Source organism: Pseudoxanthomonas sp. CCNWLY206-1 (assembly GCF_039710385.1).
Classification (GTDB): Bacteria; Pseudomonadota; Gammaproteobacteria; order Xanthomonadales; family Xanthomonadaceae; genus Pseudoxanthomonas_A.
Window position 1 is genome coordinate 93,328 of sequence record NZ_JBDKXI010000002.1, and the last position, 26,977, is coordinate 120,304.

At 61.8% G+C, this 26,977-nt stretch carries 30 protein-coding genes; 22 read left to right on the plus strand and 8 right to left on the minus strand.

Annotation, left to right across the window (positions count from 1 at the left end; translation table 11 throughout):
- Positions 1-41 precede the first annotated feature (41 nt).
- The gene (gene murJ / locus AADW18_RS04600) at positions 42-1,661 is read right to left on the minus strand and encodes a murein biosynthesis integral membrane protein MurJ (RefSeq protein ID WP_337342198.1); all 1,620 of its coding nucleotides are present in this window, start codon (positions 1,659-1,661) and stop codon (positions 42-44) included.
- Positions 1,662-1,774: 113 nt separating this feature from the next.
- Here murJ and rpsT point away from each other — a divergent pair, with 113 nt between their 5' ends.
- Complete coding sequence (gene rpsT, locus AADW18_RS04605) at positions 1,775-2,047, plus strand: 30S ribosomal protein S20 (protein WP_337342199.1); 273 nt, start codon at positions 1,775-1,777, stop codon at positions 2,045-2,047.
- Positions 2,048-2,231: 184 nt separating this feature from the next.
- Here rpsT and obgE read toward each other — a convergent pair whose 3' ends face one another.
- From obgE to rplU, 3 genes are all read right to left on the minus strand, one after another.
- On the minus strand, positions 2,232-3,299 hold the full coding sequence (gene obgE, locus AADW18_RS04610; protein WP_337342200.1) for a GTPase ObgE: 1,068 nt from the start codon (positions 3,297-3,299) through the stop codon (positions 2,232-2,234).
- Positions 3,300-3,507: 208 nt separating this feature from the next.
- The gene (gene rpmA / locus AADW18_RS04615) at positions 3,508-3,768 is read right to left on the minus strand and encodes a 50S ribosomal protein L27 (protein WP_337342201.1); all 261 of its coding nucleotides are present in this window, start codon (positions 3,766-3,768) and stop codon (positions 3,508-3,510) included.
- Positions 3,769-3,780: 12 nt separating this feature from the next.
- On the minus strand, positions 3,781-4,101 hold the full coding sequence (gene rplU / locus AADW18_RS04620; RefSeq protein ID WP_337342202.1) for a 50S ribosomal protein L21: 321 nt from the start codon (positions 4,099-4,101) through the stop codon (positions 3,781-3,783).
- A 379-nt stretch (positions 4,102-4,480) separates the two neighbouring features.
- Between rplU and uvrA the strand changes: the two genes are divergently transcribed.
- A complete protein-coding gene (gene uvrA, locus AADW18_RS04625; RefSeq protein ID WP_337342203.1) occupies positions 4,481-7,405 on the plus strand; it encodes an excinuclease ABC subunit UvrA in 2,925 nt (974 codons plus the stop codon).
- Between the two features lie 20 nt (positions 7,406-7,425).
- Positions 7,426-7,830 (plus strand): thioesterase family protein, encoded by a 405-nt coding sequence (locus AADW18_RS04630; protein ID WP_337342721.1) that lies wholly within the window; start codon positions 7,426-7,428, stop codon positions 7,828-7,830.
- A gap of 160 nt (positions 7,831-7,990) precedes the next feature.
- Here AADW18_RS04630 and AADW18_RS04635 read toward each other — a convergent pair whose 3' ends face one another.
- Positions 7,991-8,530 (minus strand): copper chaperone PCu(A)C, encoded by a 540-nt coding sequence (locus tag AADW18_RS04635; protein ID WP_337342204.1) that lies wholly within the window; start codon positions 8,528-8,530, stop codon positions 7,991-7,993.
- Between AADW18_RS04635 and AADW18_RS04640 the strand changes: the two genes are divergently transcribed.
- Complete coding sequence (locus AADW18_RS04640; protein ID WP_337342205.1) at positions 8,501-9,277, plus strand: enoyl-CoA hydratase/isomerase family protein; 777 nt, start codon at positions 8,501-8,503, stop codon at positions 9,275-9,277. The genes AADW18_RS04635 and AADW18_RS04640 overlap by 30 nt on opposite strands.
- 50 nt (positions 9,278-9,327) lie before the next feature.
- Positions 9,328-9,633 carry a YciI-like protein gene (locus AADW18_RS04645; protein WP_337342206.1) on the plus strand — a complete coding sequence of 102 codons (306 nt, stop codon included), beginning with the start codon at positions 9,328-9,330 and terminating at the stop codon, positions 9,631-9,633.
- Between the two features lie 61 nt (positions 9,634-9,694).
- Here the strand turns inward: AADW18_RS04645 and AADW18_RS04650 are convergent, their stop codons facing one another.
- The 3 genes from AADW18_RS04650 to AADW18_RS04660 all read right to left on the minus strand — a co-directional run bounded on the left by AADW18_RS04650 (position 9,695) and on the right by AADW18_RS04660 (position 12,383).
- Positions 9,695-10,561: a sulfurtransferase gene (locus AADW18_RS04650; RefSeq protein ID WP_337342207.1), complete on the minus strand. Its 867-nt coding sequence runs from the start codon at positions 10,559-10,561 to the stop codon at positions 9,695-9,697.
- The gene (locus AADW18_RS04655) at positions 10,558-11,358 is read right to left on the minus strand and encodes a CoA pyrophosphatase (protein ID WP_337342208.1); all 801 of its coding nucleotides are present in this window, start codon (positions 11,356-11,358) and stop codon (positions 10,558-10,560) included. The genes AADW18_RS04650 and AADW18_RS04655 overlap by 4 nt, the downstream gene beginning before the upstream one ends.
- A gap of 323 nt (positions 11,359-11,681) precedes the next feature.
- On the minus strand, positions 11,682-12,383 hold the full coding sequence (locus AADW18_RS04660; protein WP_337342209.1) for an FKBP-type peptidyl-prolyl cis-trans isomerase N-terminal domain-containing protein: 702 nt from the start codon (positions 12,381-12,383) through the stop codon (positions 11,682-11,684).
- A gap of 162 nt (positions 12,384-12,545) precedes the next feature.
- On the opposite strand from AADW18_RS04660, the gene AADW18_RS04665 reads away from it, so the two are divergent.
- The 17 genes from AADW18_RS04665 to AADW18_RS04745 all read left to right on the plus strand — a co-directional run bounded on the left by AADW18_RS04665 (position 12,546) and on the right by AADW18_RS04745 (position 26,845).
- The gene (locus AADW18_RS04665; RefSeq protein ID WP_337342210.1) at positions 12,546-13,328 is read left to right on the plus strand and encodes an enoyl-CoA hydratase-related protein; all 783 of its coding nucleotides are present in this window, start codon (positions 12,546-12,548) and stop codon (positions 13,326-13,328) included.
- A 41-nt stretch (positions 13,329-13,369) separates the two neighbouring features.
- Entirely contained in the window at positions 13,370-13,732 is a 363-nt protein-coding gene (locus tag AADW18_RS04670) for a hypothetical protein (protein ID WP_337342211.1), read from the plus strand.
- Complete coding sequence (gene nth, locus AADW18_RS04675) at positions 13,729-14,394, plus strand: endonuclease III (protein ID WP_337342212.1); 666 nt, start codon at positions 13,729-13,731, stop codon at positions 14,392-14,394. Before AADW18_RS04670 ends, nth begins: the two co-directional genes overlap by 4 nt.
- Positions 14,395-14,627: 233 nt before the next feature.
- Positions 14,628-15,830 (plus strand): porin, encoded by a 1,203-nt coding sequence (locus tag AADW18_RS04680; protein WP_337342213.1) that lies wholly within the window; start codon positions 14,628-14,630, stop codon positions 15,828-15,830.
- A 195-nt stretch (positions 15,831-16,025) separates the two neighbouring features.
- Complete coding sequence (gene pstS / locus AADW18_RS04685) at positions 16,026-17,045, plus strand: phosphate ABC transporter substrate-binding protein PstS (RefSeq protein WP_337342214.1); 1,020 nt, start codon at positions 16,026-16,028, stop codon at positions 17,043-17,045.
- Between the two features lie 215 nt (positions 17,046-17,260).
- On the plus strand, positions 17,261-18,355 hold the full coding sequence (pstS, locus tag AADW18_RS04690) for a phosphate ABC transporter substrate-binding protein PstS (RefSeq protein WP_337342215.1): 1,095 nt from the start codon (positions 17,261-17,263) through the stop codon (positions 18,353-18,355).
- 100 nt (positions 18,356-18,455) lie between these two features.
- Complete coding sequence (gene pstC / locus AADW18_RS04695) at positions 18,456-19,427, plus strand: phosphate ABC transporter permease subunit PstC (protein ID WP_337342216.1); 972 nt, start codon at positions 18,456-18,458, stop codon at positions 19,425-19,427.
- The gene (gene pstA / locus AADW18_RS04700) at positions 19,427-20,278 is read left to right on the plus strand and encodes a phosphate ABC transporter permease PstA (RefSeq protein WP_337342217.1); all 852 of its coding nucleotides are present in this window, start codon (positions 19,427-19,429) and stop codon (positions 20,276-20,278) included. Before pstC ends, pstA begins: the two co-directional genes overlap by 1 nt.
- Positions 20,279-20,312: 34 nt before the next feature.
- Positions 20,313-21,125 (plus strand): phosphate ABC transporter ATP-binding protein PstB, encoded by an 813-nt coding sequence (gene pstB / locus AADW18_RS04705; RefSeq protein WP_337342218.1) that lies wholly within the window; start codon positions 20,313-20,315, stop codon positions 21,123-21,125.
- Positions 21,126-21,226: 101 nt separating this feature from the next.
- Positions 21,227-21,937, plus strand: a complete 711-nt coding sequence (gene phoU / locus AADW18_RS04710) for a phosphate signaling complex protein PhoU (protein WP_337342219.1) — start codon at positions 21,227-21,229, stop codon at positions 21,935-21,937.
- 179 nt (positions 21,938-22,116) lie between these two features.
- Positions 22,117-22,638 (plus strand): RNA polymerase sigma factor, encoded by a 522-nt coding sequence (locus AADW18_RS04715; RefSeq protein WP_337342220.1) that lies wholly within the window; start codon positions 22,117-22,119, stop codon positions 22,636-22,638.
- Between the two features lie 82 nt (positions 22,639-22,720).
- Positions 22,721-23,200, plus strand: coding sequence for a hypothetical protein (locus AADW18_RS04720; RefSeq protein WP_337342221.1), 480 nt, complete (start codon positions 22,721-22,723; stop codon positions 23,198-23,200).
- Positions 23,201-23,205: 5 nt separating this feature from the next.
- Positions 23,206-24,057: a DUF692 domain-containing protein gene (locus AADW18_RS04725; protein WP_337342222.1), complete on the plus strand. Its 852-nt coding sequence runs from the start codon at positions 23,206-23,208 to the stop codon at positions 24,055-24,057.
- Positions 24,050-24,805: a putative DNA-binding domain-containing protein gene (locus tag AADW18_RS04730; protein ID WP_337342223.1), complete on the plus strand. Its 756-nt coding sequence runs from the start codon at positions 24,050-24,052 to the stop codon at positions 24,803-24,805. Before AADW18_RS04725 ends, AADW18_RS04730 begins: the two co-directional genes overlap by 8 nt.
- Before the next feature lie 84 nt (positions 24,806-24,889).
- Positions 24,890-25,537 (plus strand): DoxX family protein, encoded by a 648-nt coding sequence (locus AADW18_RS04735; RefSeq protein ID WP_337342224.1) that lies wholly within the window; start codon positions 24,890-24,892, stop codon positions 25,535-25,537.
- A gap of 81 nt (positions 25,538-25,618) precedes the next feature.
- A complete protein-coding gene (rnt, locus tag AADW18_RS04740) occupies positions 25,619-26,248 on the plus strand; it encodes a ribonuclease T (RefSeq protein ID WP_337342225.1) in 630 nt (209 codons plus the stop codon).
- Positions 26,249-26,329: 81 nt separating this feature from the next.
- Positions 26,330-26,845 carry an O-acetyl-ADP-ribose deacetylase gene (locus tag AADW18_RS04745; RefSeq protein ID WP_337342226.1) on the plus strand — a complete coding sequence of 172 codons (516 nt, stop codon included), beginning with the start codon at positions 26,330-26,332 and terminating at the stop codon, positions 26,843-26,845.
- The last annotated feature ends 132 nt before the right edge of the window (positions 26,846-26,977 follow it).

The following is a 26,977-nucleotide window of genomic DNA, read 5'->3' on the forward strand; positions in this document are numbered from 1 at the left end:
AAATGCGCACATCCCATGAAGTATAGCCGGCCCGTCCAGTCTCAATGCCCCTTCAGATCGCGCAGGCGGATGCCTTGCAGCCAGAGCAGCGCCGCATACAGCACACCACCGGAGCCGACCAGTACCGCCAAGTGCCAACCGCGCTCCCACCAGGCCCAGTCCGACCAGTCCGGCCAGAGCAGCCGAAAGGCGATCAGTACCACGGCCATGGCCAGAGAGGCGGCGCCGATCTGACGCAGGAAACGGCCCCAGCCAGGCTGGCGCTGATAGACACCGGCGCGGCGCAGATACCACGCCAACTGCACCGCATTGGTCCAGCCAGCCACCGCAATCGCCAGCGCCAGCAATGCATGCGCACCGGGGATGTGGGCTAGCGCGTCCAAGTACCGGCCGTCCGCCTTCACCAGCGCAGCCTGCCCGGCCTCAGTCAGCGTCAGCAGACCGACGAAGAACAGAACGGTGGCCACCACGTTCACCAACACCGAGACCACGGCCGCCTTCACCGGCGTGCGCGTGTCCTGACGCGAGTAGAACGCCGGCGCCAGCACTTTCACCAGCAGAAAGGCAGGCACCGCAGTGGACTGGGCCATCAGGCTCCAACTGATCATGCGCGTGTCTTCTGCGGTCAGATTGCCATATTGGAACAGCGTCGCGAACAGCGGTTCGGCGCTGAGAATCAAGCCCAAACAAGCCGGAATGCCGATGAGCAGGCAAAGGCGGAAACCCCAGTCCAGCCCTTTGGAAAAACCTTCCGGATCGGTGACTGCATGGCGGCTGGATAGATGCGGCAGGATCACCGTGCCGATGGCTACGCCGAACATGCCCAGGGGGAACTCCAGCAGACGGTCGCTGTAGTACAGCCAGGTCATGCTGCCGCCGATCAGGAACGACGCCGCCATGGTGTTGAACAGCAGGTTGAACTGCACCACGGACGAGCCAAACAGCGTTGGCACCATCAGCTTCATGATCTTGCGAACGCCGGCATGGGCAGCACCCCACTTGGGGCGCGGCAGCAATCCCAACTTGGCAAGGGCTGGCAACTGGAACAACAACTGAAGGATGCCCGCGAAGAACACGCCCCAGGCCAACGCCATGACGGAACCATCCATCAGCGGAGCCAAGCCTAGAGCAGCGGCGATCATCGCCAGGTTGAGCAGGACTGGCGACAGTGCGGGAATGGCAAAGCGCTGATAGCTGTTCAGGATGCTGCCAACCAGCGAGGCCAGCGAGATGAACAACGCGTACGGGAAGGTGAGGCGCAGCATCTCGATCAGCAACTGGTGCTTCTCGCCGCCCGCATCGAAGCCTGGCGCTATGACCTGGGTGAGCCAAGGTGCGAAGGCGATAACCAGCGCGGTCATGACCACCAGCGCGGCAGTCAAGGTGCCGGTAACCCGGTCGATCAACTCCCGCACGGCCTCGGGTCCATGCTTTTCCTTGTACTCGGCCAGCACCGGTACGAAAGCCATCGAAAACGAGCCTTCGGCCGAAAGCCGCCGCATGAAGTTGGGAATCCGGAACGCGGCAATGAATACGTCCATGGCCGGATTCGCCCCGAACACGATGGCGTATATCTGGTCGCGGACCAGTCCCGAAACCCGCGAAATGAAAGTCATCGCGCTGAAAATGACCGAGGACCGCAGCAGGCGGTGGCCGCTCATCGGGCACTCCCCGCGGCCGGACGACCCGGGTTGACCCAAACCCCTGAATAGTCCATACTTTTCTGTCTAATTTCCCGCAATTTCATCTCTACCCCAGCTTTCAGGAACCCACCGTGGCCAATATCAAGTCCGCCAAGAAGCGCGCCAAGCAGACCGTCGTGCGCAATGCGCGCAACGCAGGTCAGCGTTCGATGCTGCGCACCGCCGTCAAGAAAGTGCTCAAGGCCCTTGACTCCAACGACGCCGCTGGCGCCCAAGCCGCTTTCGCCGTGGCCCAGCCGATTCTGGACCGCTTCAGCTCGCGCGGCCTGATCCACAAGAACAAGGCTGCTCGCCATAAGAGCCGCCTGACCGCCCGCATCAAGGCCCTTCAGGTCGCCGCCTGATACGGCATTGACGGGAAAACAAAAAAGCCCGGCTTCGGCCGGGTTTTTTGTTGTCTTTGCTCCGCCATGAATACGTAGCGCGGAGCTTGCTCCGCTGCTCTGGTCGTCACGGCGGGCAGAAGAGAAAGAGCAGCGGAGCAAGCTCCGCTCTACGAGGAAGGTCGGCTGGCTTGTTCTAGCCGGCTCAACCATCGTTCTGCGCGGCCTCTTGCGCTTCTTCGCGCTGACGGTCGAAGAACGCCATCACGTCCTGCATGATCGGCCAGGTGCCTTCACGCGAGATCGCCGAGACCAAGTACCAGGGACCCTTCCAGCCTAGCTCGTCGATGATTTCGCGAGCACGTGCCTGCGCTTCATCCTCGAACATCAGATCGGCTTTGTTGAGCACCAACCATCGCGGTTTCTGCAGCAGTTCCGGATCGTGCCGCTGCAGTTCGCGCTCGATAGCGCGCACCTGCTCTGCCGGCGAAGCAACCACGCCGCTGTCGGCGAATTCTTCCGAAACCGGCGCCATATCCACCAGGTGCAGCAGCAGACGGGTACGCTGCAGATGGCGCAGGAACTGCGCACCCAGGCCAGCGCCGTCGGCCGCGCCTTCGATCAGGCCGGGAATGTCGGCGATCACAAAGCTGCGATGTGCCTCAACGCTAACCACGCCCAGGTTCGGGTATAGCGTGGTGAAAGGATAGTCCGCCACTTTTGGCGTCGCCGCGGACACAGCGCGGATGAAGGTGCTCTTGCCAGCATTGGGAAAGCCCAGCAGGCCCACATCGGCCAGCAACTTCAGCTCCATCTTCAATAGGCGCTGCTCGCCCTCTTCGCCCGGCGTTGCCTTGCGCGGCGCGCGAGTGATCGAACTCTTGAAATGCATATTGCCAAGGCCGCCCTTGCCGCCCTTGGCCACCAGCAGGCGATCGCCATGCCGGGTCAGGTCGCCGATGACTTCATCGGTCTCGACGTTAATGATGACGGTGCCTACCGGCACGGTGATGACCAGGTCGTCTCCCGCTTTGCCGTACATCTGCCGACCCATACCGTTTTCGCCGCGCTGGGCACGGAACTGCTTCTGGTGGCGGAAGTCGACCAGCGTATTCAGGTTTTCGTCGGCGACCACCCAGACATTGCCACCGTTGCCGCCATCGCCGCCATCCGGCCCACCCAGGGGAATGAATTTCTCCCGCCGGAAGCCAATGCAACCATTGCCGCCATTGCCGGCGATGACTTGAATTTCTGCTTCGTCTACGAGTTTCATGGGATAAGACCGGGAATGGGGAGTCGAGAATCGGGAATGGGAAAAGCGGCTCGCCCGGATTCGGAAAGTCTATCGGGCGTGCGGTGATGGTGCAGGCGTCAGGAAACCGCAGTTACGATTCCCCATTCTCGACTCCCCATTCCCGGCATCCCAAACGAAAAACCCCGCCGAAGCGGGGCTTTCCAGTGTGCAGTGCGAACCGAAGGGCTTACGCCTCGGTAACGACACTGACGGTGCGGCGCTTCTTCAGACCCTTGGTCGAAAACTCGACCTTGCCATCGACCAACGCGAACAGCGTGTGGTCGCGGCCCAGGCCGACGCCCGGACCCGGATGGAACTGGGTGCCGCGCTGGCGCACGATGATGTTGCCCGCGTCGATGGCCTGGCCGCCATAAACCTTGACGCCCAGCATCTTCGGGTTGGAGTCGCGGCCGTTGCGCGATGAGCCTACGCCCTTTTTATGTGCCATGACTGCTTCTCCTTACTTGCTGTCGCCACCGGCAATGCCGGTGATCTCGATTTCGGTGTAGTACTGCCGATGCCCCTGCTGCTTCTTGTGGTGCTTACGGCGACGGAACTTGATGATGCGGACCTTGTCGGCACGGCCTTGCGACTTGACGGTAGCGGTGACGGTGGCGCCTTTCAGCGCATCGCCCAGCTTCACGCCTTCGCCATCGCCCAACATCAGGATGTTGTCGAAGGTGATCTCGTTGCCGGCCTCGACGTCGAGCTTCTCGACGCGCAAGGTTTCGCCCTTCATCACGCGGTATTGCTTACCGCCGGTGACTAGAACTGCGTACATGGGTGTTTCCTCTTCTGTAGTTATTTTATGCCCTGCCCGCCATCGAGGGCAGACAGGAGCGGAATTGTAGAGCTTTCATGGGGTTAGGGTCAACATACCCCGTGGATCGGTGATGGCGCGCTCCGTTCAGCCTCCCGGCGGCCCGGCCCGGCATTTCCGGACCGGGGAGCCGGAAGCGAAGCGAGCTCGGCGGAAAAAGCGGCGGTCGCACGGCCTGCCGACAACTCCACCCCGCCCTGCCAGGTGCCCGCCTGCGGCCTCGCTGATCTTCCCCAGCCGGTGCTGACTGCCGCGGCCCGTGCTCGCTGGTAAATCAGGTATTTGCCCCCAGATCGGGAGACCGCTACGCTTCCTTGTTCGCTTTCCGGACCCCCACCCGATGGCTATGGATTTCATCCGCATTCGCGGCGCTCGTACGCACAACCTGAAGAACATCGATCTCGATCTGCCGCGCGACAAGCTGATCGTGATCACCGGCCTGTCCGGGTCCGGCAAATCGTCGCTGGCGTTCGACACGATTTATGCCGAAGGCCAGCGCCGCTACGTCGAATCGCTATCGGCCTACGCGCGGCAGTTCCTGTCGGTGATGGAAAAGCCCGATGTCGACCACATTGAAGGCCTGTCGCCAGCGATTTCGATCGAGCAGAAATCGACCTCGCACAACCCACGTTCCACCGTCGGCACCATCACGGAAATCTACGACTACCTGCGCTTGCTATACGCCCGGGTCGGTTTGCCGCGCTGCCCGGATCATGGCTATCCGCTGGAAGCGCAGACGGTCAGCCAGATGGTCGACCAAGTGCTGGCATTGGATCCCGAACAGCGCTACATGCTGCTGGCGCCGGTGATCCGCGAGCGCAAGGGCGAACATGCGCAGGTGTTCGACCAACTGCGTGCGCAGGGATTCGTGCGCGTGCGGGTGGATGGTGAGCTGTACGAGATCGATGCCGTGCCGCCGCTGGCGTTGCGCCAGAAGCACACCATCGAAGCGGTGATCGATCGCTTCAAACCGCGTGAAGAAATCAAACAACGCCTGGCCGAAAGTTTCGAGACCGCGCTTAAGCTTGGCGACGGCATGGCATCGGTGCAGTCTCTTGATAATGCGGCAAGCGTGCCGCTGCTGTTCTCGTCCAAATACAGCTGCCCGGTTTGCGATTATTCGCTGCCGGAGCTGGAACCCCGCCTGTTTTCGTTCAACTCGCCGGTCGGCGCGTGTCCCACTTGCGATGGCTTGGGTGTGGCGCAGTTCTTCGACCCTGGCCGCGTGGTCGTGCATCCGGAACTGTCGCTGTCCGCTGGCGCGGTGCGTGGCTGGGACCGGCGCAACGCCTACTACTTCCAGTTGATCGCTTCGCTGGCCAAGCACTACCGCTTCGACGTGGATGCGCCTTGGCAGTCGTTGCCTGAGAACGTCCAACAGGCCGTGCTGTACGGCAGCGGCAGCGACATCATCACCTTCACCTACCTCACCGAATCTGGTGGCCGCACTCAGCGCAAGCACAAGTTCGAAGGCATCGTGCCGAACCTGGAGCGACGCTATCGCGAAACCGAATCGTCCGCGGTGCGAGAGGAATTGGCCAAGTACATCAGCGAACAGCCCTGCCCGACCTGCGGTGGCGCTCGCCTCAACAAGTCGGCGCGTAACGTCTTCGTCGCGGATCGTCCACTATCCGACCTGGTCGTGCTGCCGGTGGATGAAGCGCTGAAGTTCTTCCGCGAGCTGTCGTTGCCTGGTTGGCGCGGCGAGATCGCCGCGAAGATCGTCAAGGAAATCGCCGAGCGCCTGGGCTTCCTGGTCGACGTCGGCCTGGACTACCTGACACTGGAACGCAAGGCCGATACGTTGTCCGGCGGCGAAGCCCAGCGCATTCGCCTGGCATCGCAGATCGGCGCCGGATTGGTCGGCGTGATGTACGTGCTGGACGAACCCAGTATCGGCCTGCATCAGCGCGACAACGAACGGCTGCTGGGTACGCTGACGCGCCTGCGCGATCTCGGCAACACGGTAATCGTGGTGGAACACGATGAAGATGCGATCCGCGCCGCCGACTACATTCTGGACATCGGTCCGGGTGCCGGCGTGCACGGTGGCGAGATCGTGGGCGAAGGCCAACTGGACGACATCCTGAAAGCGCCACGCTCGCTGACCGGCCAGTACCTGTCCGGCAAACGCCAGATCGAGGTTCCGAAAGTACGGCACAAGCCGAACCCAAAGATGTCGCTGCATTTGCGTGGCGCCAGCGGCAACAATCTGAAAGATGTCGATCTGGATATCTCATCGGGATTGTTCACCTGCATTACCGGCGTGTCCGGCTCAGGCAAGTCGACGCTGATCAATGACACGCTGTATGCGCTGGCCGCCAACGAAATCAATGGCGCTTCGCACAAGCCGGCACCGTACCGCGAAGTGAAAGGACTGGACCTGTTCGACAAAGTGGTCGATATCGATCAGTCGCCGATCGGCCGCACGCCACGATCCAACCCGGCGACCTATACCGGACTGTTCACGCCATTGCGCGAACTGTTCGCGCAGGTGCCGGAATCGCGCGCGCGTGGCTACTCGCCGGGCCGCTTCAGCTTCAACGTGCGCGGCGGCCGCTGCGAAGCCTGTCAGGGCGACGGTCTGATCAAGGTGGAGATGCACTTCCTGCCGGACGTATATGTGCCTTGCGATGTTTGCCACGGCAAACGCTACAACCGCGAGACGCTGGAGATTCTGTACAAGGGCTTCAACATCAACGACGTGCTGGAAATGACGGTCGAGGATGCGCTGAAGTTGTTCGAGCCGGTGCCCAGCATCGCGCGCAAGCTGGAAACGCTGATGGATGTCGGCCTGAGCTACATCAAGCTGGGCCAGAGCGCGACCACGCTGTCCGGCGGCGAAGCGCAGCGCGTCAAGTTGTCCAAGGAATTGTCGCGCAGGGATACCGGTCGCACGCTCTACATTCTGGATGAACCCACCACAGGCCTGCACTTCCACGATATCGAGCATCTGCTCGCCGTGCTGCACAAACTGCGCGACGACGGCAATACCATCGTGGTGATCGAACACAACCTGGACGTCATCAAGACTGCTGACTGGGTGGTGGATCTGGGGCCGGAGGGCGGTCATCGCGGCGGCCGGATCTTGGCTACCGGCACGCCGGAAGACATCGCCGCACATCCTGATTCGCATACCGGTCAATTCCTGGCCAAGCTGCTGCCGACATCGAAAGCGGCGAAGGCCAGCAAGCCCGCCGCTATCGCAAAGCCCGACGTGCTTCCGCCCAGGAAATCCGCCACCAAGAAGAAGGCTGCACGATGAGTCCCGCCACTGACGATACGATTCCGCCACGCAAGCTCCTGGCGCGCATTCCGATCAGCGTGCGTTGGCGCGACATGGACAGCATGGGCCACGTCAACAACGCCAAGTTCATTTCCTATCTGGAAGAAGCGCGCGTGCGCTGGATGCTGACCGTGCCCGGTGTATCGATGACCGATCGGATTGCGCCGGTGGTGGCCGCCAACAACATCAACTACAAGCGCCCGCTGACATGGCCGAACGACGTCGCCGTTGAGCTTTACGTCGACCGCTTGGGCACCACCAGCGTGACCATCGGCCATCGCATCGTATCGGCAAGCGACGGATCCGTGCTGTATTCGGATGGCAATGTGGTGGTGGTGTGGATGGATACCCAGACCGGGCACAGCGCGCCGTTGCCGGACGCGATTCGCGCGGCTTCCCTATAAATCCGGATCACCTGTAGGAGCGGCGTCTCGCCGCGAGCTTTGACCAGCTTCGCTGTTGAAGAGCCTTTCGCCTCTGTCGCAACCTGACGGGAAGAGCTCGCGGCGAGACGCCGCTCCTACATGGCAAGGTCGCTCGTACACGGGCTCACGTCTCAGCAGATTAGGGTTTCGCCTTGCGAACCGAAAATGTGACCGGAATCGATCGCCCATCCTGCAATTTCAAAGCGATCACTGCTTCGTCGCCTTCCTTCAGCGCTTCATACGGCTGATAGAGCATCAGATGCATGCCGCCGGGCTTCAACTCGACCGCTTTGCCTGGCTCGACACGCAACTGTTGTACTTCGCGCATCTTGTTGACGCCATCCACTTCGGTCGTTTCGTGGACACTCACTTCGCCGAAGGAAAGGCTTTCCGCTGAAACGATCACCACTGCCTGGGCACACGGGTTTTCGATCCGTACGAAGCCGGCCATCATCGGCATTGCCACCGGCGGTAGCCGTATCCAGCCCTCGCCTGCCTTGGGCAGGCAGCCGGCGGCACGGGCAGGAAGGGCCAGCAACAACGGAGCTAATAACAGCGCAGCGGCAAGAAGGCGACGGACAGGATGGTGGCTCATGGCCCTATGATATCCGTCCGCGAACATATCCGCCCGCAAACACGGAGAAGGTAAATGACCGACCTTATCGAGGTAGTCGTCCACGGCGATATCCGGGAAATCAGACTGGCGCGGCCGCCGGTCAACGCCCTCAATACCGAGTTGTGCCGGGCGCTGATCGCGGCCTTGAATTCGGCCATGGGCGAAGGCGTGCTCGGCATCGTGCTGTCGGGCAACGCGAAGATTTTTTCGGCCGGCATGGATGTGCCGTACCTGATGTCGGTGGGCGAGGATCGCCATGCGCTGATGGACAGCTGGCAGGCCTTCTTCGGCGCCGCACGCACGCTGGCCGAATCGAGAATTCCGGTCGTCGCGGCCATTTCCGGGCATGCGCCGGCTGGCGGCTGCGTGCTGGCGTTGTGCTGCGACTATCGCATCATGGCGCGCAGCATCGACCCGGCTCGCCCATTCGCCATCGGGCTCAACGAAACCCAGGTGGGCCTTGTGGTTCCTGAGGGCATCCAGCGCCTGCTGCGCCGTGTGGTGGGGCCCTACCGCGCCGAACGATTGTTGGTGGCCGGTGAAATGGTACCGGCGGAGCGAGCATTGGAAATTGGACTGGTAGACGAACTGACGGACCAATCCGGAGTTCCCGCCCGCGCGGTCGCCTGGCTGCAGGATCTGATCCGCCTGCCCCACCATCCCATGCTGCAAACGCGCGCCATCGCGCGTCGTGATCTGGTGGAAGCGATGAGCCCCGATCTCATCCAGCTGGATCGCTTCATTGATGCGTGGCACGCACCGGATACGCAGGCCGCGTTGCAAGCCTTGGTGGCCAAACTCAAGAAATAACGGCGCGCTTCAACGGTTGCCCTTCACGGACAAACAGCGGAGACATCAGAATGCACTACGTCATGATTTACGACTGCGCGCCGGATTATCTGACGCGACGTGCTGAGTTTCGTGCGGAACACTTGAAGCTCGCATGGGAGGCGCATGCACGCGGCGAACTGGTGCTGGCCGGTGCCATGGATGATCCGCTGGATGGCGCGTTGCTGCTTTTCCAATGCGATTCGCCTGCCATCCCCGAGGCTTTCGCAAAGGCGGATCCTTACGTTAGAAATGGCCTGATCACAAAGTGGCGCATCCGGACCTGGCATACGGTGGTGGGTACGGATGCGACTCAGCCGATTCGGCCGGCGACGTGAACGACATTTTTAGGGCGCCCGCTTCATTCGATGGCGGGTCAAGACCCGCCCTACTTCGCGACTAATCGCCTTGTGCGATCGGACGCGTCGGGTCGCTGATCCAGCCGCTCCACGAGCCGGCATAGATCTTCGCGCCGTGCAATCCGGCATGTTCGAATGCCAGCAGGAGGTGGCAGGCGGTAACGCCGGAGCCGCACATGAGAACCGTATCGGAAGGATCCCGGCCGGCCAGCATGGGGATCAGTTCCTCGCGTAATTTTTCCGAAGGCTTGAATCGACCGTTCTCAAGGTTTTCTGCGTACGGGCGATTGATTGCGCCTGGTATGTGGCCGGCCACCGGATCGATAGGCTCGACTTCACCGCGGAATCGCTCGGCCGCGCGTGCGTCGAATAGCCAGCCGCTGTCTTCGTCCAGTCGCTCGCGTACTTCATCAGCTGTCGCGATGCGGTGCCCGTTGAAGTGCGCCGGATAGCTCGGCACGGACGGAAATTCTGAAGTGGCGTCGGTTTCCGGCAGTCCCTGCTCACGCCATGCGGCCAAGCCACCATCCAGCACCGCAACATGCGAGTGCCCCAGCAGCTTCAGCATCCACCAAAGACGCGCGGCGGCCATGCTGCCGTCACCAGCGTCATAGACCACGACCCGATGTTCAGGGCCGATACCCCACTCGCCGAGCTTGTCGGCAAACGCCGTGTCGTCTGGCAAAGGGTGACGCCCCACGCCGCGCTTACCCAGGTCGGAAAGATCCTGGTTGAGGTCGGCGTACACCGCACCCGGGAGATGCGATTGCGCGTAGCCTGCGCGGCCAGCGCCTGGATCGGACAGCGCGAAGCGCGCATCGACGATTCGCAACATGCCATCGCCCAACGCCGCCGCCAGATCGGCAGCGCTTACCAAGGTGGTCTCGTCGTTGACGAGCTCTTTCATAAGGAACCCTCCAGACGCTGTCGCAGATTGAACAAGATGGCCGCCGTCGCTCCCCATATCCGGTGGCCGGGCCAATCGTATTCCAGCACCACGCGTCGACGCTCGCGATACTCCATTTCTACTTGGCGCAGATTGCCTGGCGACATCAGATATTCCAGAGGCACCTCGAACACATCCGCGACTTCGCCCGGTTGCGGTTTGGCGACGTAACCAGGATCGATCGCAGCCACGACCGGCGTAACGCGGAAACCGCTGATGGTTGTGAAAGGATCCAGGAAACCCAACGGCGCGGCCTGCGCCGGTGCCAGGGCGATTTCCTCCTGGCTTTCCCGCAAGGCGGCGACGACCACATTGGCATCGCTGGGTTCGACGCGGCCACCGGGAAAGCTCACCTGCCCAGCGTGGTGGCGCAGGCTATCGGTGCGGCGGGTCAGCAGCACATGCGTGCCCTTCGGGCGCGGCACCAGACCGACGAGCACCGCCGCCTCAGCCGGCTCGCCAGGCGGCAGCAGATCGGCCAGTTCCTCATGATTCCAGCCACGGCCGATTGGCGTGGCGTTGAGCGGATACAACGCTTTTCGTAGGGCGGAAGCCTCGGAAAGCTCCGCCACAAACGGCGCGCGCGCATGTCCGCGGGCCGGCAGGGTTTCCATCAAACGCAAGCGTTCGTCGTCATTCATCTGCGACCAGCGTGCAATCTCGGCAGTCGTACGCAAGCAACCTTCGCACAATCCGTCGTCTCTCAGCGTACAAACGCCGATGCACGGGCTGAGCACGGCGCGAAAAGCGCTATTCATGGACTCTGGCACCTGGGGGACACGACACGCAACGCCCCGCCTTTAAAGCATTGCGCCGGCACTAGGCCGGCGCAATGGATGAAGCTGAAAGCCATTGGGTTCCGCCACGTGGCGGTTGAGAAGCGCTTCCTGCTTGACCCGCCATTCGGCGATTGAAAGCCGCGGGGATGACGCAACGGCAAAGGCTCTGGATCCCCGCCTGCGCGGGGATGACGCAACGGCAAAGGCGGGCGCTGTGCGCCCGTGAACATTACCGCTGGATCCCCGCCTGCGCGGGGATGACGCAACGGCAAAGGCGGGCGCTGTGCGCCCGCGCCGTTGCGTCACTTGACGCTGATCAGCTTGATTTCGAACACTACCGCCAAGTTGGGCGGGAAGCCGGTGCGCGGGTCGGCGCCATATGCCTTGTCCGGCGGCAGGGCGATTTCCCACTTGGAACCGGCTGGCATCTGCAGCAAGGTTTCGCGCATGGCCGCCATTTCGACCGCGCTGACCTTCAGGTCCTTCATCTGCTGCGGGGGACGTGCCTCGGCTGGACGCTGGCCGAAGGGGAACGGGCCAGCGACTTCCAACTCAACCGTACTGGCCTGGGTCGGCTTGGCGCCCTTGCCTGCTTCGATCACGCGGTACTGCACGCCGCTGGGCAGCGTCTGCACGCCGGGCTTGGCCTTGTTTCCGGCCAGGAACTGATCGCTCTTGGTCTTGTTCTCGCCTGCCACCTTGTCGTAATCGGCCTTGGCCTTCTCGGCCCGGGCCTGCTCACGCTTCTGGAAAGCTTCCAGCGCCGGACGCAACTGGTCGGCGGTCAGCGCTGGCTGCTTCTTGCCATACGCGTCCTGCAAGCCCTTGATCACCGTGTTGATGTCGAGCTGTTCGCCTCGGCCAGTCAGTTCGGCGAGGTTATTGCCATAGTCGTAGCCGAAGTAATAACTCAGCTTGCCTTTCTCGGACGTGGTGTCCTGAGCCAAGGCGCTGCCGGCCATGGCGAATGCCGCAACAGCGACCACTAACGAACGCAACTTCATCAAACGATTCTCCGGGTGGTGGCGGACATACCGCCTGGAATGACGCGCTAGGATAGCCGTCGAAGCGCTTAACCGCCACTGCACGACCGGTTCTTGCGACCGCGGCTGGTATGGAAGAGTTCCCTTTTACTTAATATTTACAAGTTGCCAGAGATTTTCCCTATGTCCGATATTCCTGTCGCCATCTCCAACCAAGGCGCGATCCGCCGCATCACCGTCAACCGTCCGGAAAAACTGAACGCCTTGAACGCCGCCACCCTGGACGCGCTGTCGCAGGCGTTCGAGCAGGCCGCAAAGGACGCCGCAGTGCGGGTGGTGGTACTGACCGGGGCTGGTCAGAAAGCCTTCGTGGCCGGTGCCGATATCGCCGAAATGGCGGATCTGCGGCCGACCGAAGGCCGCGACTTCTCGTTGCGTGGCCAGCGCCTGATGCGCCGTATCGAGACCCTGCCCAAACCGGTGATCGGCATGATCAACGGATTTGCGCTGGGTGGCGGGCTGGAGCTGGCCATGGCCTGCCATCTGCGCATCGCGGCGGACAGCGCCAAAGTCGGCCAACCCGAAATCAACCTGGGACTGATACCTGGCTTCGGGGGCAGCCAACGGCTTTTGCGGCTGGCGGGCCGTGCCGCGGCATTGGAACTGTGCCTGCTCGGCGCGCCGATCACGGCCGAGCGGGCGTTGCAGCTGGGCATCGTCAATAAAGTGGTATCTGCCGCCGAACTGGAAGCCGAAACCCAAAAGCTGGCGGAACAATTAGCCAGTGCCGCGCCACTGGCGCTGCGCGGCACGTTGGACATTATCAACGTGGGTGGTGAATGCGGCATCGAAGAAGGACTGCAGTACGAGTCGGCTCAATTCGGGCTCATGTTCTCCACCGATGATATGCGTGAAGGCACGCGTGCTTTCCTGGAGCGTCGCAAACCCGAATTCACTGGACATTGAGTTGAACGGCTGCACCAAGAATTATCGTGAGCGGAATGTCCATGCATAGTTGCCAGCCTGACCTGTCGCCACAGACGTTGCTGCGCCTGTTGCAACGTGACGATGCGGATGCCGCCATCGAAGCCGGTCTGATGCGCTTTCGTCCCTGCTCAGCCTGCGAACGGGAAGTTGCTGGCTACACGTCGTTGTGCGCACCGATCATGGAGGCGCAACAGCGCCTTGACCGATCGTGGGCAGCTCGTGATCGCTACCGCGCGCGCCAAGCACGGCTCGCCAGACAGGCGGCGGCACGCGACGCACGACGCACACCAGCGCCAGTCGAGAAAGAGAAAGCCGCGCTGCCGCCCAGTGCCGCCGCTATCCTGGCGCGTGCCAAGGCCAAGGCCGCGGAACGACACCAATGACGGTGAAGACCAGGCGCAGCAAAACACTGGCACGTGAAGAAATCCGAGAACTGTTCTCGCGCCTTTCCGAACTCAATCCCAAGCCGACGACGGAACTGGCGTATTCCACGCCCTTCGAATTGCTGGTCGCGGTGATCCTGTCAGCGCAAGCGACCGATGTGGGCGTCAACAAGGCCACCCGTCGATTGTTCCCGGTCGCCAACACGCCCGAGAAGATCCTCGCACTGGGCGAAGAAGAGTTGAAGCGCTACATCTCGACCATTGGCCTGTTCAACGCAAAGGCCAAGAACGTGATCGCCGCATGCCGCATGCTGGTCGAACAGCATGGCGGCGAAGTGCCGCGCTCGCGTGAGGCCTTGGAAGCCTTGCCCGGTGTTGGCCGCAAGACCGCCAACGTGGTGTTGAACACCGCGTTCGGCGAACCGACTATCGCGGTGGACACGCATATCTTCCGTGTGTCCAACCGCACCGGCTTGGCGCCGGGCAAGGACGTACGCGCGGTGGAAGATAAATTGTTGAAAGTGGTGCCGGACGAGTTCAAACAGGATGCGCATCATTGGTTGATCCTGCACGGCCGCTACGTCTGCAAAGCGCGCAAACCGGATTGCCCGCAGTGTGTGATTCGCGACATCTGCCGGTTTCCCGACAAAACCGTCGCCTAGTCCACCCTACGCCAATACCGAATCCGTCATCTGTCCGTCATAGAACCGACAGATTGCGCCGCCATGCTCCCGCGGACTGGCAACACTGGCGGCGCATCGGCCGGTCGCAGCGTTTAGCGCCGGTGGCGCGGTCCTGCCCTGCGAAATGACAAATAAGACAAGTTGTCACAATAACGCAATCTTCACGGATTAGCCTGCGCAGCGTTCTCCACATGCGCCCAAAGGGCTGACCGATGAAACTTACCCGCCATTCTCTTGCTGTTGCTCTGCTCGCCGCCATCGCGGCGCCCGCCGCCCATGCTGAGATCGCCATCGACGTGATCGGCGGTTCCGAAGTCAGCTTCGAAGGCCTGGTGCAAGCCGATTTCTACAAGTTCGACACCGACGTCATCGACTACGGAACCGACTCGTCCTCCGATCTGGACGGTGACGACTACCTGCAGGAACTGCGCCGTGCCGAGCTGGTGCTCAAGGGCAAGGGTCCGGGCAACATCGAATGGGTACTGGGTTATGACGCCAAGGACGACAAGTTCCTGGACGTCAACGCCAAGTACAAGTTCGGCAACAACGCCAACCACTACATTCAGTTCGGCCAGTTCAAGCAGCCGGGCGCGACGATGGAAGAACTGTCCAGCACCAAGAACAACGACTTCATCTCCAAGTCATCGATTACCAACAGCCTGGGGACTCCGCGCCGCGTGGGCGTGCAATACAACATCGGCGACGCTGCCTGGGGCCTGACCGCGAGCTACTTCAGCCGCGAACTGACCCGCAATCGCGAGCACGGCAATGGCTACGCGATGCGCGGCTACTGGGCACCGATCAATGAGGCCGGCAACATCCTGCATTTGGGTGTGTCGTACACCGACAAGGACACCGACGCGGACGCCATCCGCCTGCGCGCCCGCCCGATGGCCGACATGGTCGGTTACCGCTATGTCGACGCCAATCTGAATCGCAGCGACCGCAGCAGCGTCATCGGCGTGGAAGGTCTGTGGGTCACCGGTCCGGTCAAGCTGCAAGCTGAGTACATGTCCACTGACGTCAAGCGCTACGGTGGCGTCGACGACTTCAGTGGCGATGGCTACTACGTCTCCGGCCTGTGGAACATCACGGGCGAAACCTGGGGCTACAAGGCCGGCGTGCCGACCACCGGGCTGCCGGACGATCCGGGCAAGGGCCTGTGGCAGCTTGGCCTGCGCTACGACACCATCGATCTCACCGATGGTGCCGTCATTGGCGGCGAAATGGACAGCCTGACGGCCGGCGTGAACTGGTACTGGCGCTCCAACTTCAAGTTCATGTTGAACTACGTGATGGTCGACCAGGAGCGTCTGGGCGCCCGGACACCGGCCACCGGCGTGACGCCTCCCAACACGATCGTTTCGGAAGACAACCCGAACATCATCGAAGCCCGCATGCAGTTCTACTGGTAAGCCACTGCTGGCCTAAAGCCATTGGCCTGCATAGAGAAAACGAAGCGCGGCTCAGGCCGCGTTTCGTCTTCCTGGGAACCCCGGCCATCACTGTCATTCCATTGTCATAAACCCGACATGCCGCTGTCACGAAAACGTCGTGCAATGCCGGCATCGGACTTATCCGTCTGTTCCACCTTCCATCAGGAGCTTTCCGTGTTCAACTCGCTCAAAACCCGCGTGGCCGTGCTGGCCATCGCCGCAACGTTCTCGGCCAATGCCGCAGCCGTTGACGTGACTGGCGCCGGCGCTTCGTTCGTCTATCCGGTGATGTCCAAGTGGTCGGCAGACTATGCCAAGGCCACCAGCAAGAAGGTGAACTATCAGTCCATCGGCTCCGGTGGCGGTATCGCCCAGATCAAGGCCGCCACGGTTGATTTCGGTTCGTCCGATGCGCCGATGAAGCCGGAAGAACTGGCCAAGTTCAACCTGGCGCAATTCCCGTCGGTGATCGGCGGCGTGGTGCCGGTGATCAACGTACCGGGCGTGGCCTCCGGCGCGTTGAAGCTGGACGGCGCGGTACTGGCCGATATCTTCCTGGGCAAGATCAAGAAGTGGAACGATCCGGCGATCGTCGCGCTGAACGGCGGCGTGCAGCTGCCTGATCAGAAGATCACCGTCGTGCACCGCTCCGATGGCTCGGGCACCACTTTCAATTTCGTCAACTACCTGTCCAAGGTCAACCCGGAGTGGAAGACCAAGGTAGGCGAAGGTACGTCCGTGCAATGGCCGATCGGTATCGGTGGCAAGGGCAATGAAGGCGTCGCCGCCTACGTCAAGCAGATCAAGGGCAGCATCGGCTACGTCGAACTGTCCACCGCGCTGCAGAACAAGATGGCCTATGCGCGACTGAAGAACGCCGCCGGCAACTATGTGCTGCCCAGCGACGAAACCTTCGCCGCCGCGGCTGCCAGCGCCGAATGGGGCACCGCCAAGGACTTCTACCTGGTCATGACCAATGCACCGGGCGAAAAATCCTGGCCGATCACCGCCACCAACTTCATCCTGGTCAGCAAGCAGCCGAAGAACCCGAACGGCGCCAAGGCCGCGAAGGAGTTCTTCAAGTGGGTGTACGCCAATGGCGACGCTCAAGCCAAGTCGCTGGACTACGTGCCGCTACCCGATGCCTTGGTCGGCCAGATCGAAACGTACTGGTCGCAGAACCTGAAGTACTGAGTTCCAAGGACCCGTCCGCGCCTCTCCCTCCCTCCGGCGCGGACGGGTCCTTTTTCTACTCGCTGCTCCCAGCGGGCCTTCGGGCCCGCTTTTTTTATGCCGGTCGTTTTTGCTTGCTGGAACGCGACGGCCGTCACTTTCCAAACCGCTGTCATGACGCTGTAACAAAAACATCATTTCATAGGCGGCATCCAATCCGTTGCCTTGGAATCGCCATGCCAGCCGTCAAACCGGTCCGTATCGCCCTGCTCGCCTTCGCCGCTGCCGCTTTCGTGGCCGGCTGCAAGCCCGCCGCCGATGCCCCCCTCCCAGGCAAGGACGCAACCGGGACCACCGCACCTGCCGCGGGCGAGCGCGTCACCGCTGAAATTACGGGCGCAGGCGCGACCTTTATCTATCCGCTGCTGTCGCGCTGGTCGGCCGACTACAACAAGAGCACCGGCGCCAAGATCAACTATCAGTCCATCGGTTCCGGCGGCGGCATTGCACAGATCAAGGCCGGCACGGTCGATTTCGGTTCATCCGACAAACCCCTGACGCCGGAAGAGCTCGCTCAAGCCGGCCTGGGCCAGTTCCCATCCGCCATTGGCGGCGTGGTGCCGGTGGTTAACCTGGAAGGCGTCGAACCGGGCAAGCTGCGCCTGACCGGTCCCTTGGTCGCCGATATTTTCCTGGGCAAGGTCGCCAAGTGGAACGACCCTGCCATCGCCACGGCAAACCCGGGCGTGAAGCTGCCTGATGGCAAGATCACCGTCGTACACCGCTCCGATGGCTCAGGTACCACCTTCAACTTCGTCAACTATCTGGCCAAGACCAGCCCGGAATGGAAGACCAAGGTAGGCGAAGGCACGTCGGTCAACTGGCCCACCGGCGTGGGCGGCAAGGGTAACGAAGGCGTCGCGGCGTACGTGAAGCAGATCAAGGGATCGATCGGTTACGTCGAACTGGCGTACGCCACCCAGAACGGCATGTCGTACACCAGCATGCAGAACGCGGCCGGCAGTTGGGTGCAGCCCAGCGCCGAGAGCTTCCAGGCCGCCGCGGCCACCGCCGACTGGGCCAATGCCAAGGATTTCAGCCTGATCATCACCAACGCCAGCGGTGCTGATGCCTGGCCGATCGCCGCGACCAATTTCATCCTAATGTACAAGCAGCCGAAGGATGCCAAGCGTTCGAAGGATGCGATGAACTTCTTCAAGTGGGCACTGGAGAACGGCCAGCCCCAAGCCAACGAGCTGCATTTCGTGCCTTTGCCCAATCCTCTGGTCGATCAAGTCGAAGCCTATTGGGCTTCCGAGTTCAAACTGTAATCGGCATGAAATGAGGCGCCGGCGATGATGATCGTCGGCGCTTACGCATTTTCGGCCCACGCGGGTCGGCTTCTCTCACGAATCGGTCATTGGCCCAACGATGAATGCCGCAACACTCCCGGTAGCGAAAATATCCGACCGCGACATCAAAGACACGCGCGCCGACAACGGCTTCCGTTGGCTGGTCACCGGCGCCGGTCTGCTGGTACTGCTGTCGCTTGCAGCCGCCGCGTTCTCCATGCTGTGGGGCGGTCGCGCCGCTTTCGAGAAATTCGGCCTGGCATTTCTCTGGCGTGATGCCTGGGATCCGGTACTGCAGGATTTCGGCGCGCTGGTGCCGATCTACGGCACGTTGGTCACCGCGTTCATCGCGATGATCATCGCCGTGCCGATCAGCTTCGGCATCGCGATGTTCCTGACCGAGATTTCGCCCAAATGGCTGCGCGGTCCCATTGGCGCTGCGATCGAACTGCTTGCGGGCATTCCCTCGATCATCTACGGCATGTGGGGCCTGTTCGTACTGGTGCCTTTCCTGGCCGAACACGTCTATCCGTGGGTCGACGAAAACATGGGCCAGCTACCGCTGGTCGGCACGTTGTTCGCTGGTCCGCCGCTGGGCCTGGGCATGGGCACCGCGGGCCTGGTGCTGGCCATCATGGTCATCCCCTTCATTTCGTCGGTGATGCGCGAGGTCTTTCTGACCGTACCCGGACGATTGAAGGAATCCGCTTACGCGCTGGGTTCCACCCGCTGGGAGGTGGTGTGGGATGTCGTACTGCCCTACACCCGCTCGGCGGTGATCGGCGGCATCTTCCTGGGCCTGGGCCGCGCATTGGGCGAAACCATGGCGGTGACCTTCGTACTGGGCAATGCGCACAGCCTGACCATGTCGCTGCTGGAACCGGGCAACTCGATTGCCGCCACCATCGCCAACGAATTCGCCGAGGCCGATTCGCCGATGTATCTGTCGTCGCTGATCGCGTTGGGCTTTGTTTTGTTCCTGGTGACTTTCATCGTGCTCGCCATCGCACGCCTGATGCTGCGCCAACTTTCCAAGCGGGAGGGCAACTGATGAGCGCCTCGCTCTACGGCATTCGCCGTGCGAAAAACATCGCAGCCCAGACATTGGCGATCCTGGCCACCATCTTCGGCCTGTTCTGGCTGATATGGATCATCTGGACCACGCTGACCAAAGGCCTGGGTTCGCTGAACGTCGCGCTGTTCACTCAAATGACGCCACCGCCTGGCGATACCGGCGGCATGCTCAACGCGTTCTTCGGCAGTGTGGTGATGAGCTTGCTGGGCATCGCCATCGGCGCCCCGGTGGGAGTACTGGCCGGCACCTTCCTGGCCGAATACTCGCAGAAGAGCTGGATCGGCGAAGCGGTGCGCTTCGTCAACGACATCCTGCTGTCGGCGCCTTCCATCGTGCTGGGCTTGTTCGTCTACACGCTTGTGGTGGCGCAGATGGGCCACTTCTCCGCGCTGGCCGGTGCTATCGCATTGGCGTTCATCGTATTGCCGGTGGTGGTGCGCACCACCGATGAGATGCTTCGCTTGGTGCCTTCGCAGATGCGCGAGGCCGCGCTGTCGCTGGGCGTGCCGCAGTGGAAGGTGATCGTGCAGGTGCTGTACCGCTCGTCGCTACCCGGAATCGTCACCGGCATCCTGCTGGCGTTGGCGCGCATCAGTGGCGAAACCGCACCGTTGCTGTTCACCGCTCTGAACAACCAGTACTGGACCACGGATGTATTCTCGCCCATGGCGAACGTACCGGTGGTGATCTTCCAGTACGCCATGAGCCCGTACGAAAACTGGCACACGCTGGCCTGGGCCGGCGCCTTCATCCTGACCATGTTCGTGCTGGTCGTCAGCCTGCTCGCCCGCGCCATCGTCCTGCGGAACAAGATCACTCATGAATGACCTCACCCACCCCATCGCAGCCCGGACCCCGGCCATGAACGACGCACGCTTGAATCTCGCCACAACCGAGCGCATCCAGCCAGCCGAAAAGGCTCCGGTCAAGCTCGCCGCACGCGACCTGAACTTCTACTACGGCGATTACCAGGCGCTGAAGGAGATCAACCTGGAGATTCCGGAAAAGCGCGTTACCGCGTTGATCGGTCCTTCCGGCTGCGGCAAGTCCACGCTGTTGCGCATCTTCAACCGCATCTACGCGCTTTATCCCAAGCTGGAAGCACGTGGACAGGTGTTGTTGGATGGCCAGAACATCCTGGATCCGAAGTATCCGATGAACCGCCTGCGCAGCAAGGTCGGCATGGTGTTCCAGAAGCCGGTGCCGTTTCCCATGACCATCTACGAAAACGTCGCCTACGGCATCCGCCACCACGAGCGGATTTCCAAGGCCGACATGGATGTGCGCGTCGAACAGGCATTGCGCCAGGCGGCGCTGTGGGAAGAAGCCAAGGACAAGCTGAAGCAGAGCGCGCTGGGCCTGTCCGGCGGCCAGCAGCAACGCCTGTGTATAGCCCGCGCCATCGCGTTGCGTCCGGACGTACTGCTACTGGATGAACCCACTTCGGCGCTGGATCCGATCTCGACCAGCAAGATCGAGCAGCTGATCGAAGACCTGAAACACGACTACACCATCGCCATCGTCACCCACAACATGCAGCAGGCCGCGCGCGTTTCCGACTACACCGCCTTCATGTATCTGGGCGAGCTGATCGAACACGATGCGACTTCCACCATCTTCTCCAAGCCCAGCAAGCAACAGACCGAGGATTACATCACCGGTCGCTTCGGGTAAGCACTGGGAATCGAGAATGGAGAATCGGGAATCGAACTCTCTCCCCGATACCCCTTCTCCTTTCCATTCCCTACTCCCCATTCCCCATTCTCGGCATTCCTATGAGCACCCAACCGCACGACCACATCGTTAAAAGCTACGACGAAGAACAGCGCCGCCTGGCGGGTGAAATCGTGCGCATGGGCGAAACCGCTGTCGCGCAGTTGGAAGCGGCACTGGACGTGGTGGAACGCCGCGATGATCGCGCAGCGCAACGCATCATCGCCAACGACGAAGCCATCGACGGGATGGAGCGCACGATCAGCCATGACGTCATGCAGCTGGCCTTGCGCGGCCCGTTGGCACGCGATCTTCGCGAAATACTCGCGGCGCTTCGCATTCCGGCCGATATCGAACGTATCGGCGATTACGCGGCGAATGTGGCCAAGCGCTCCATCGCCCTGAATGTGTCGCCGCCCATGCCGCAAATCCTGGGACTGCGAGCCCTGGGCAAACTGGCGGCGCGCCAGGTCCGCGATGTGCTTTCCGCCTACCAGAACGGGGATGCGGCCTACGCCTTGCAGGTTCGCGAACGCGATGCGGAGCTGGACGCCCACTACACCGCGCTGTTCCGCGAGTTGCTGACCTACATGATGGAAGATCCGCGCAACATCACTCCCTGCACGCACCTGCTGTTCATGGCCAAGAATCTGGAACGCATCGGCGACCACGCGACCAACATCGCCGAGAATGTCTGGTTCCTGGTCCATGGTGACCAGCCACTGCCGCCACGCGACAAGCGGGACGAAACCAGCACGACGGGCAAGGTCTGACCACGACGAAGTGATCGGGTGTCTGACCGAATGATCTGATCGGGCAATCTGATCAGCGTTTCAGCATGAATATGGCTTAACCGACAACGGCGGCGGCGAATCCTTTCGCCCCTGCCCCCTCTCTTTGGTACTGGCAGGCACGGCGCAGACGCGCCATGCTCTTTTATCAGGAGAGGGGAATGAACACCGCATCACCTACCGCTACCGACGACATTCTTGCGGCGCGCGATGGCGACATTGCTGCACTGCAGCGCGTACTGACGTCGTCACGGCAGAATCTTCGCCGCTATGCGGAATACCACTGCGTCGTCAACGATGCGGAAGATGCCGTCCAGGAATGCATGATCCAGGTTTCTCGCCGCATCGGCGACCTGCGAGTAGCGGAATCCTTCACCTCCTGGATGTTCCGCATCGTCAAACGCGAGTGCAATCGGCTCAAGCGCGGGCTACGCCTGTTGACGGGCGACGCCATCACCGACGACATCCTGCCGCTGCGCCATTTCGAACCGGTCGAGCTGCGCCATGATGTGGCAGCGGCATTGGAGTCGCTGCCGATCCACTACCGCGAAATCATCTTGCTGCGTGACCTGGAAGGACTGACCATCCAGGAGCTTGCCCAGCGCCTGGGCCTGACGCCGGAAGCCACCAAATCCCGACTGCATCGCGCCCGAATGCTGGCCCGCGAATACCTGGATTCTTGAGCAAACGCTTTACTACCACCGCCGGATTAAACTGGCGCCACACCCCGTGCGGACGAACCGCACATTCCATGGAGAACCGCAAATGTCCAAGTCACACCACAAACCCGTCGCCTTCGCTCTGCTTGCTGGTGGCATCGCGCTAGCCGGTACCGCTTTCGCCATGCAACCGATGGCGCAGGGATACCTGCTGTCGGCTTCCGCCGGGGACGAGAAAGCAAAGGACGCAAGCGGCACCGACAAGAAAGCCGAAGGCAGCTGCGGTGCCAGCAAGTCGGCTGAAGGAAAGTGCGGTGAAGGAAAGTGCGGCATCGCCAAGGCTGATACCGACAAGGACGGCAAGGTATCGCGCGCCGAGTTCGACGCGATGCATGCAGGCAAGGGCGAGAAGTTTGTCGGCATGGATACGAACAAGGACGGCTTCATCGACGCCGCCGAAGCCAAGGCTCACCACGAGGGCAAGTGTGGTGAAGGCAAGTGCGGTGCCGACAAGAAAGCGGCCGCAGGTGGCAAGGCCGCTGCCGAAGGCAAATGCGGCGAAGGCAAGTGCGGCGGCAGCATCTAAATAAGATGTCCAGGTCTCTGGCCAATGCCAGTGCCGGCCTCGGCCTGCGGCGCGCTCTGCTGGGCGCGCTGCAGGACGCGGCATCCGATGCGTTCGATTTTCTGGAATGCGCACCGGAGAACTGGATCGGCGTCGGCGGCAAGTACGGCCAGGCGCTGACTGAACTATCGGCACGCTATCCACTCACCTGCCATGGCTTGTCACTGTCGCTGGGCGGCGTGGAACCGCTGGACGAAACTTTCCTGGCCCGCATCCGTCGCTTCCTCGACCAGCACCACGTGGAGATATACAGCGAACACTTGAGCTACTGCACCGACGACGGGCATCTCTATGACCTGATGCCGATCCCCTTCACCGATGAAGCCGTGCACCATGTCGCCGCACGCATCCGTCGTGTGCAGGACATACTGGGCCGGCGCATCGCGGTGGAGAACGTCTCCTACTACGCCGCGCCCTACCAGGCGATGGACGAGGTGGATTTCGTCAACGCGGTGCTGGAAGAAGCCGATTGCGACCTGCTGCTGGACGTCAACAATGTCTACGTCAACGCCATCAACCATGGCTACGACGCACACGCTTTTCTCGCGCGCATGCCTACCTCGCGCATCGCGTCCTACCATATCGCCGGCCATTACGATGAAGCCGACGATCTGAAGATCGATACTCACGGCGCACCGGTCAAATCAGACGTGTGGTCGCTGCTGGAACATGCGTATCACCTCCACGGCGTGCATCCGACGCTGCTGGAGCGCGACTTCAATTTCCCACCCATGTCGGAACTGCTTGGCGAAATAGAGCGTATCCGGACGGTGCAGACCTCGGCACGATCCGACACGAGTCACTCGGCTCATGGCTGACACCTTGCGCCAGCAACAATTCGCACTGTCCCGTCACCTGCGCGACCCCACCGCGAACCCACCGCCGCCGAACATCGAAGAGCGCCGGTTGGCGATTTATCGCGACCTGTTCTTCAACAATATCGCCGGCCTGCTGGCAGGCAACTTCCCCGTCATCCATAAGACCCTGGGCGAATCCGCCTGGCTGCAATTGGTGCGTGCGTTCTATGCGCGGCACCGCAGCCACACGCCGTTGTTCCCGGAAGTCCCGCGCGAGTTCATCCGCTTCCTGGAAGGGCGCGCCGAAGATGGCAGTGACGACCCGCCATGGCTGGGGGAGCTGGCGCATTACGAATGGGTCGAACTGGCGCTGCAACTCGCTGACGAAGAAGCGCCCGCACATGATGCCGACGGCGATCTGCTCACCGGCATTCCCCTCGTTTCGCCCACCGCCTGGACCTTGGCCTATCGCTGGCCAGTGCCACGCATCGGTCCGGACCATCAGCCCGCCGCGCCCCCGGATTCGCCTACGTTGCTGCTGGTCCGCCGCGACGCACGCCACGAAGTCCGCTTTTCCGAGCTATCACCCCTGGTCTATCGCCTGCTGATCCTGCTCGGCGAAGGTACCGCGCGCAACGGCCTTCAGACCTTGCAATGCCTGAGTCAAGAAGCGGGCATTCCCGCCGATGAAGATTTCATCGCACAAGGCGCGGCGATGCTCGAACGCATGCGCGAGGAAGGCACGCTGTTGGGCACGCTTTCGCCATAGCAGCAACAAGCCGCGAATCCTTTCGCCTGTGACCTGCCTCTTTATTGACAACGCAGGTTTGCCTGCATCGATATCGGGTGTGCGATGAAGTTCGGAACTTACCGCTGGCCAAAGTGCCGCGAACAATTGGAAGGCATCGGTCGCTGGATGGCGCCACTCGGGCTGCGGCTGGTCCTGGCTTGGGAATTCTATGAAGCCGGCAGGGAAAAACTGCGGGGCGAAAATTGGTTTCCCAGCATCATGGACGCATTCCCGTTTCCATTCGATCGTATTCCCACCGATTTCAGTTGGGCGCTGGCGACCTGGTTCGAACTGATTGGCGGAGTCGCATTGCTACTGGGCTTTGGCACACGTTTCTTCGCTGCTTCGCTGTTCGTGCTGACCATCGTCGCCACTGCCGCCGTCCATTGGCCGCAGGACTGGATGGGACTTTCCGAACTGGCGAAGGGATATGCGATCACCGACAACGGCGGCGGCAACTACAAACTGCCATTGATCTATCTGACGATGTTGCTGCCGCTGGTCTTCCATGGCGCCGGCAAACTCAGCGTGGATGCACTGATCTCATGCCGCAGCAGCGCCATGTTGCCGACGGCCGACCGATTCGGCTGGGGCGTTTTCCTGCTCGCTTTCGGTTTGCCTCTGTCCATGCTGCTGCCGCTACCGGGCCTGACCATCGCCGCCACCGGACTGGTGCTGTCCATGCTCGCGCTGCGGCGACCGCTTGCATGAGGCGATGCCACGGCCTGCATGCGCCGATCATGGCGCATCGCTGAACCGCCGGAATCCTCGGGCTCTGCTACGCTTGTCGGCATGAATGAGCCCAGCGCATCACCTGTTTCCACGCCCATGGCACGCCGTTTTCGCGGCTATTTGCCCGTCGTGGTGGACGTGGAAACGGGCGGGTTCGACTGGAACCGGCATGCGCTGCTGGAGATCGCCGCGGTACCGATCGACCTGGATGAGAACGGCTTGCTGGTTTTGGGCGAAACCTGCAGCGCGCACTTGCATCCTGCGCCGGGTACCGAGATCGATCCGAAGTCATTGGAAGTGACCGGCATACAGTTGGATCATCCCTTCCGCTTCGCCAAGCAGGAGCGCGAAGCATTGGATCACGTGTTCGCGCCGATCCGTGTTGCCCTCAAGAAACACGGCTGCCAGCGCGCGATCCTGGTGGGACATAACGCGCACTTCGACCTGAATTTCCTGAATGCCGCCGTCGCCCGCGTCGGCCACAAGCGCAATCCCTTTCATCCCTTCAGCGTGTTCGATACCGTCACCCTCGCCGGCGTGGCCTATGGACAGACGGTGCTGGCGCGCGCTATTCAAGCGGCCGGTTTCGATTGGAACGCCGAGGACGCACACGCCGCGGTTTACGACGCCGAGCAGACCGCGCGACTTTTCTGCAAAATCGCCAACGCGTGGCCAGCACCGAATCCTTAAACATCGTCATCTGCAAAATCTCTGTAGGAGCGGCGTCCCGCCGCGAGCTTTTTTGGCTTTACCGCAAACCCGCAAACGCCAATGAACGCCCGATTGCGCACCATACAAGCCGACATCACCACCCTGCGCGTGGACGCCATCGTCAACGCCGCCAACTCGTCCCTGCTGGGTGGCGGTGGCGTGGATGGCGCAATACACCGTGCAGCAGGACCGGAGCTTGTAGCCGAATGTCGGCTGCTCGGCGGCTGCAAAACGGGCGATGCCAAGATCACTGGTGGCTATCGCCTGCCGGCGCGACACGTCATCCACACGGTCGGCCCAATCTGGCGTGGCGGCGATCAGGGCGAACCGGAATTGTTGGCTTCGTGCTACCGGCGCAGTATCGAAGTGGCGGCGCAGCATCAGCTACGCACGCTGGCCTTTCCTGCCATCAGCACCGGCGTCTATGGCTATCCGATCGATAGCGCCACCCGCGTTGCGGTTGCGGCTACTCGGACGGCCCTGCATGCCCAACCGAGAATTGAAGAAGTGATTTTTTGCTGCTTTTCTGCTGAAGATTTGTCTATCTACGAGCAGCTACTCAGCGAAACAATATAGAGTCCTGCGGGCCAGCGTAGTCGCGCGGAACTGCCGTCCTTGTGGGAGTGGGGGGGGGCCGGCCGCCCCCCCCCCCCCCCCCCCCCCACAAAACACACGCCCCCGCAAGACCCACCCCCCCCCCCCCCCCCC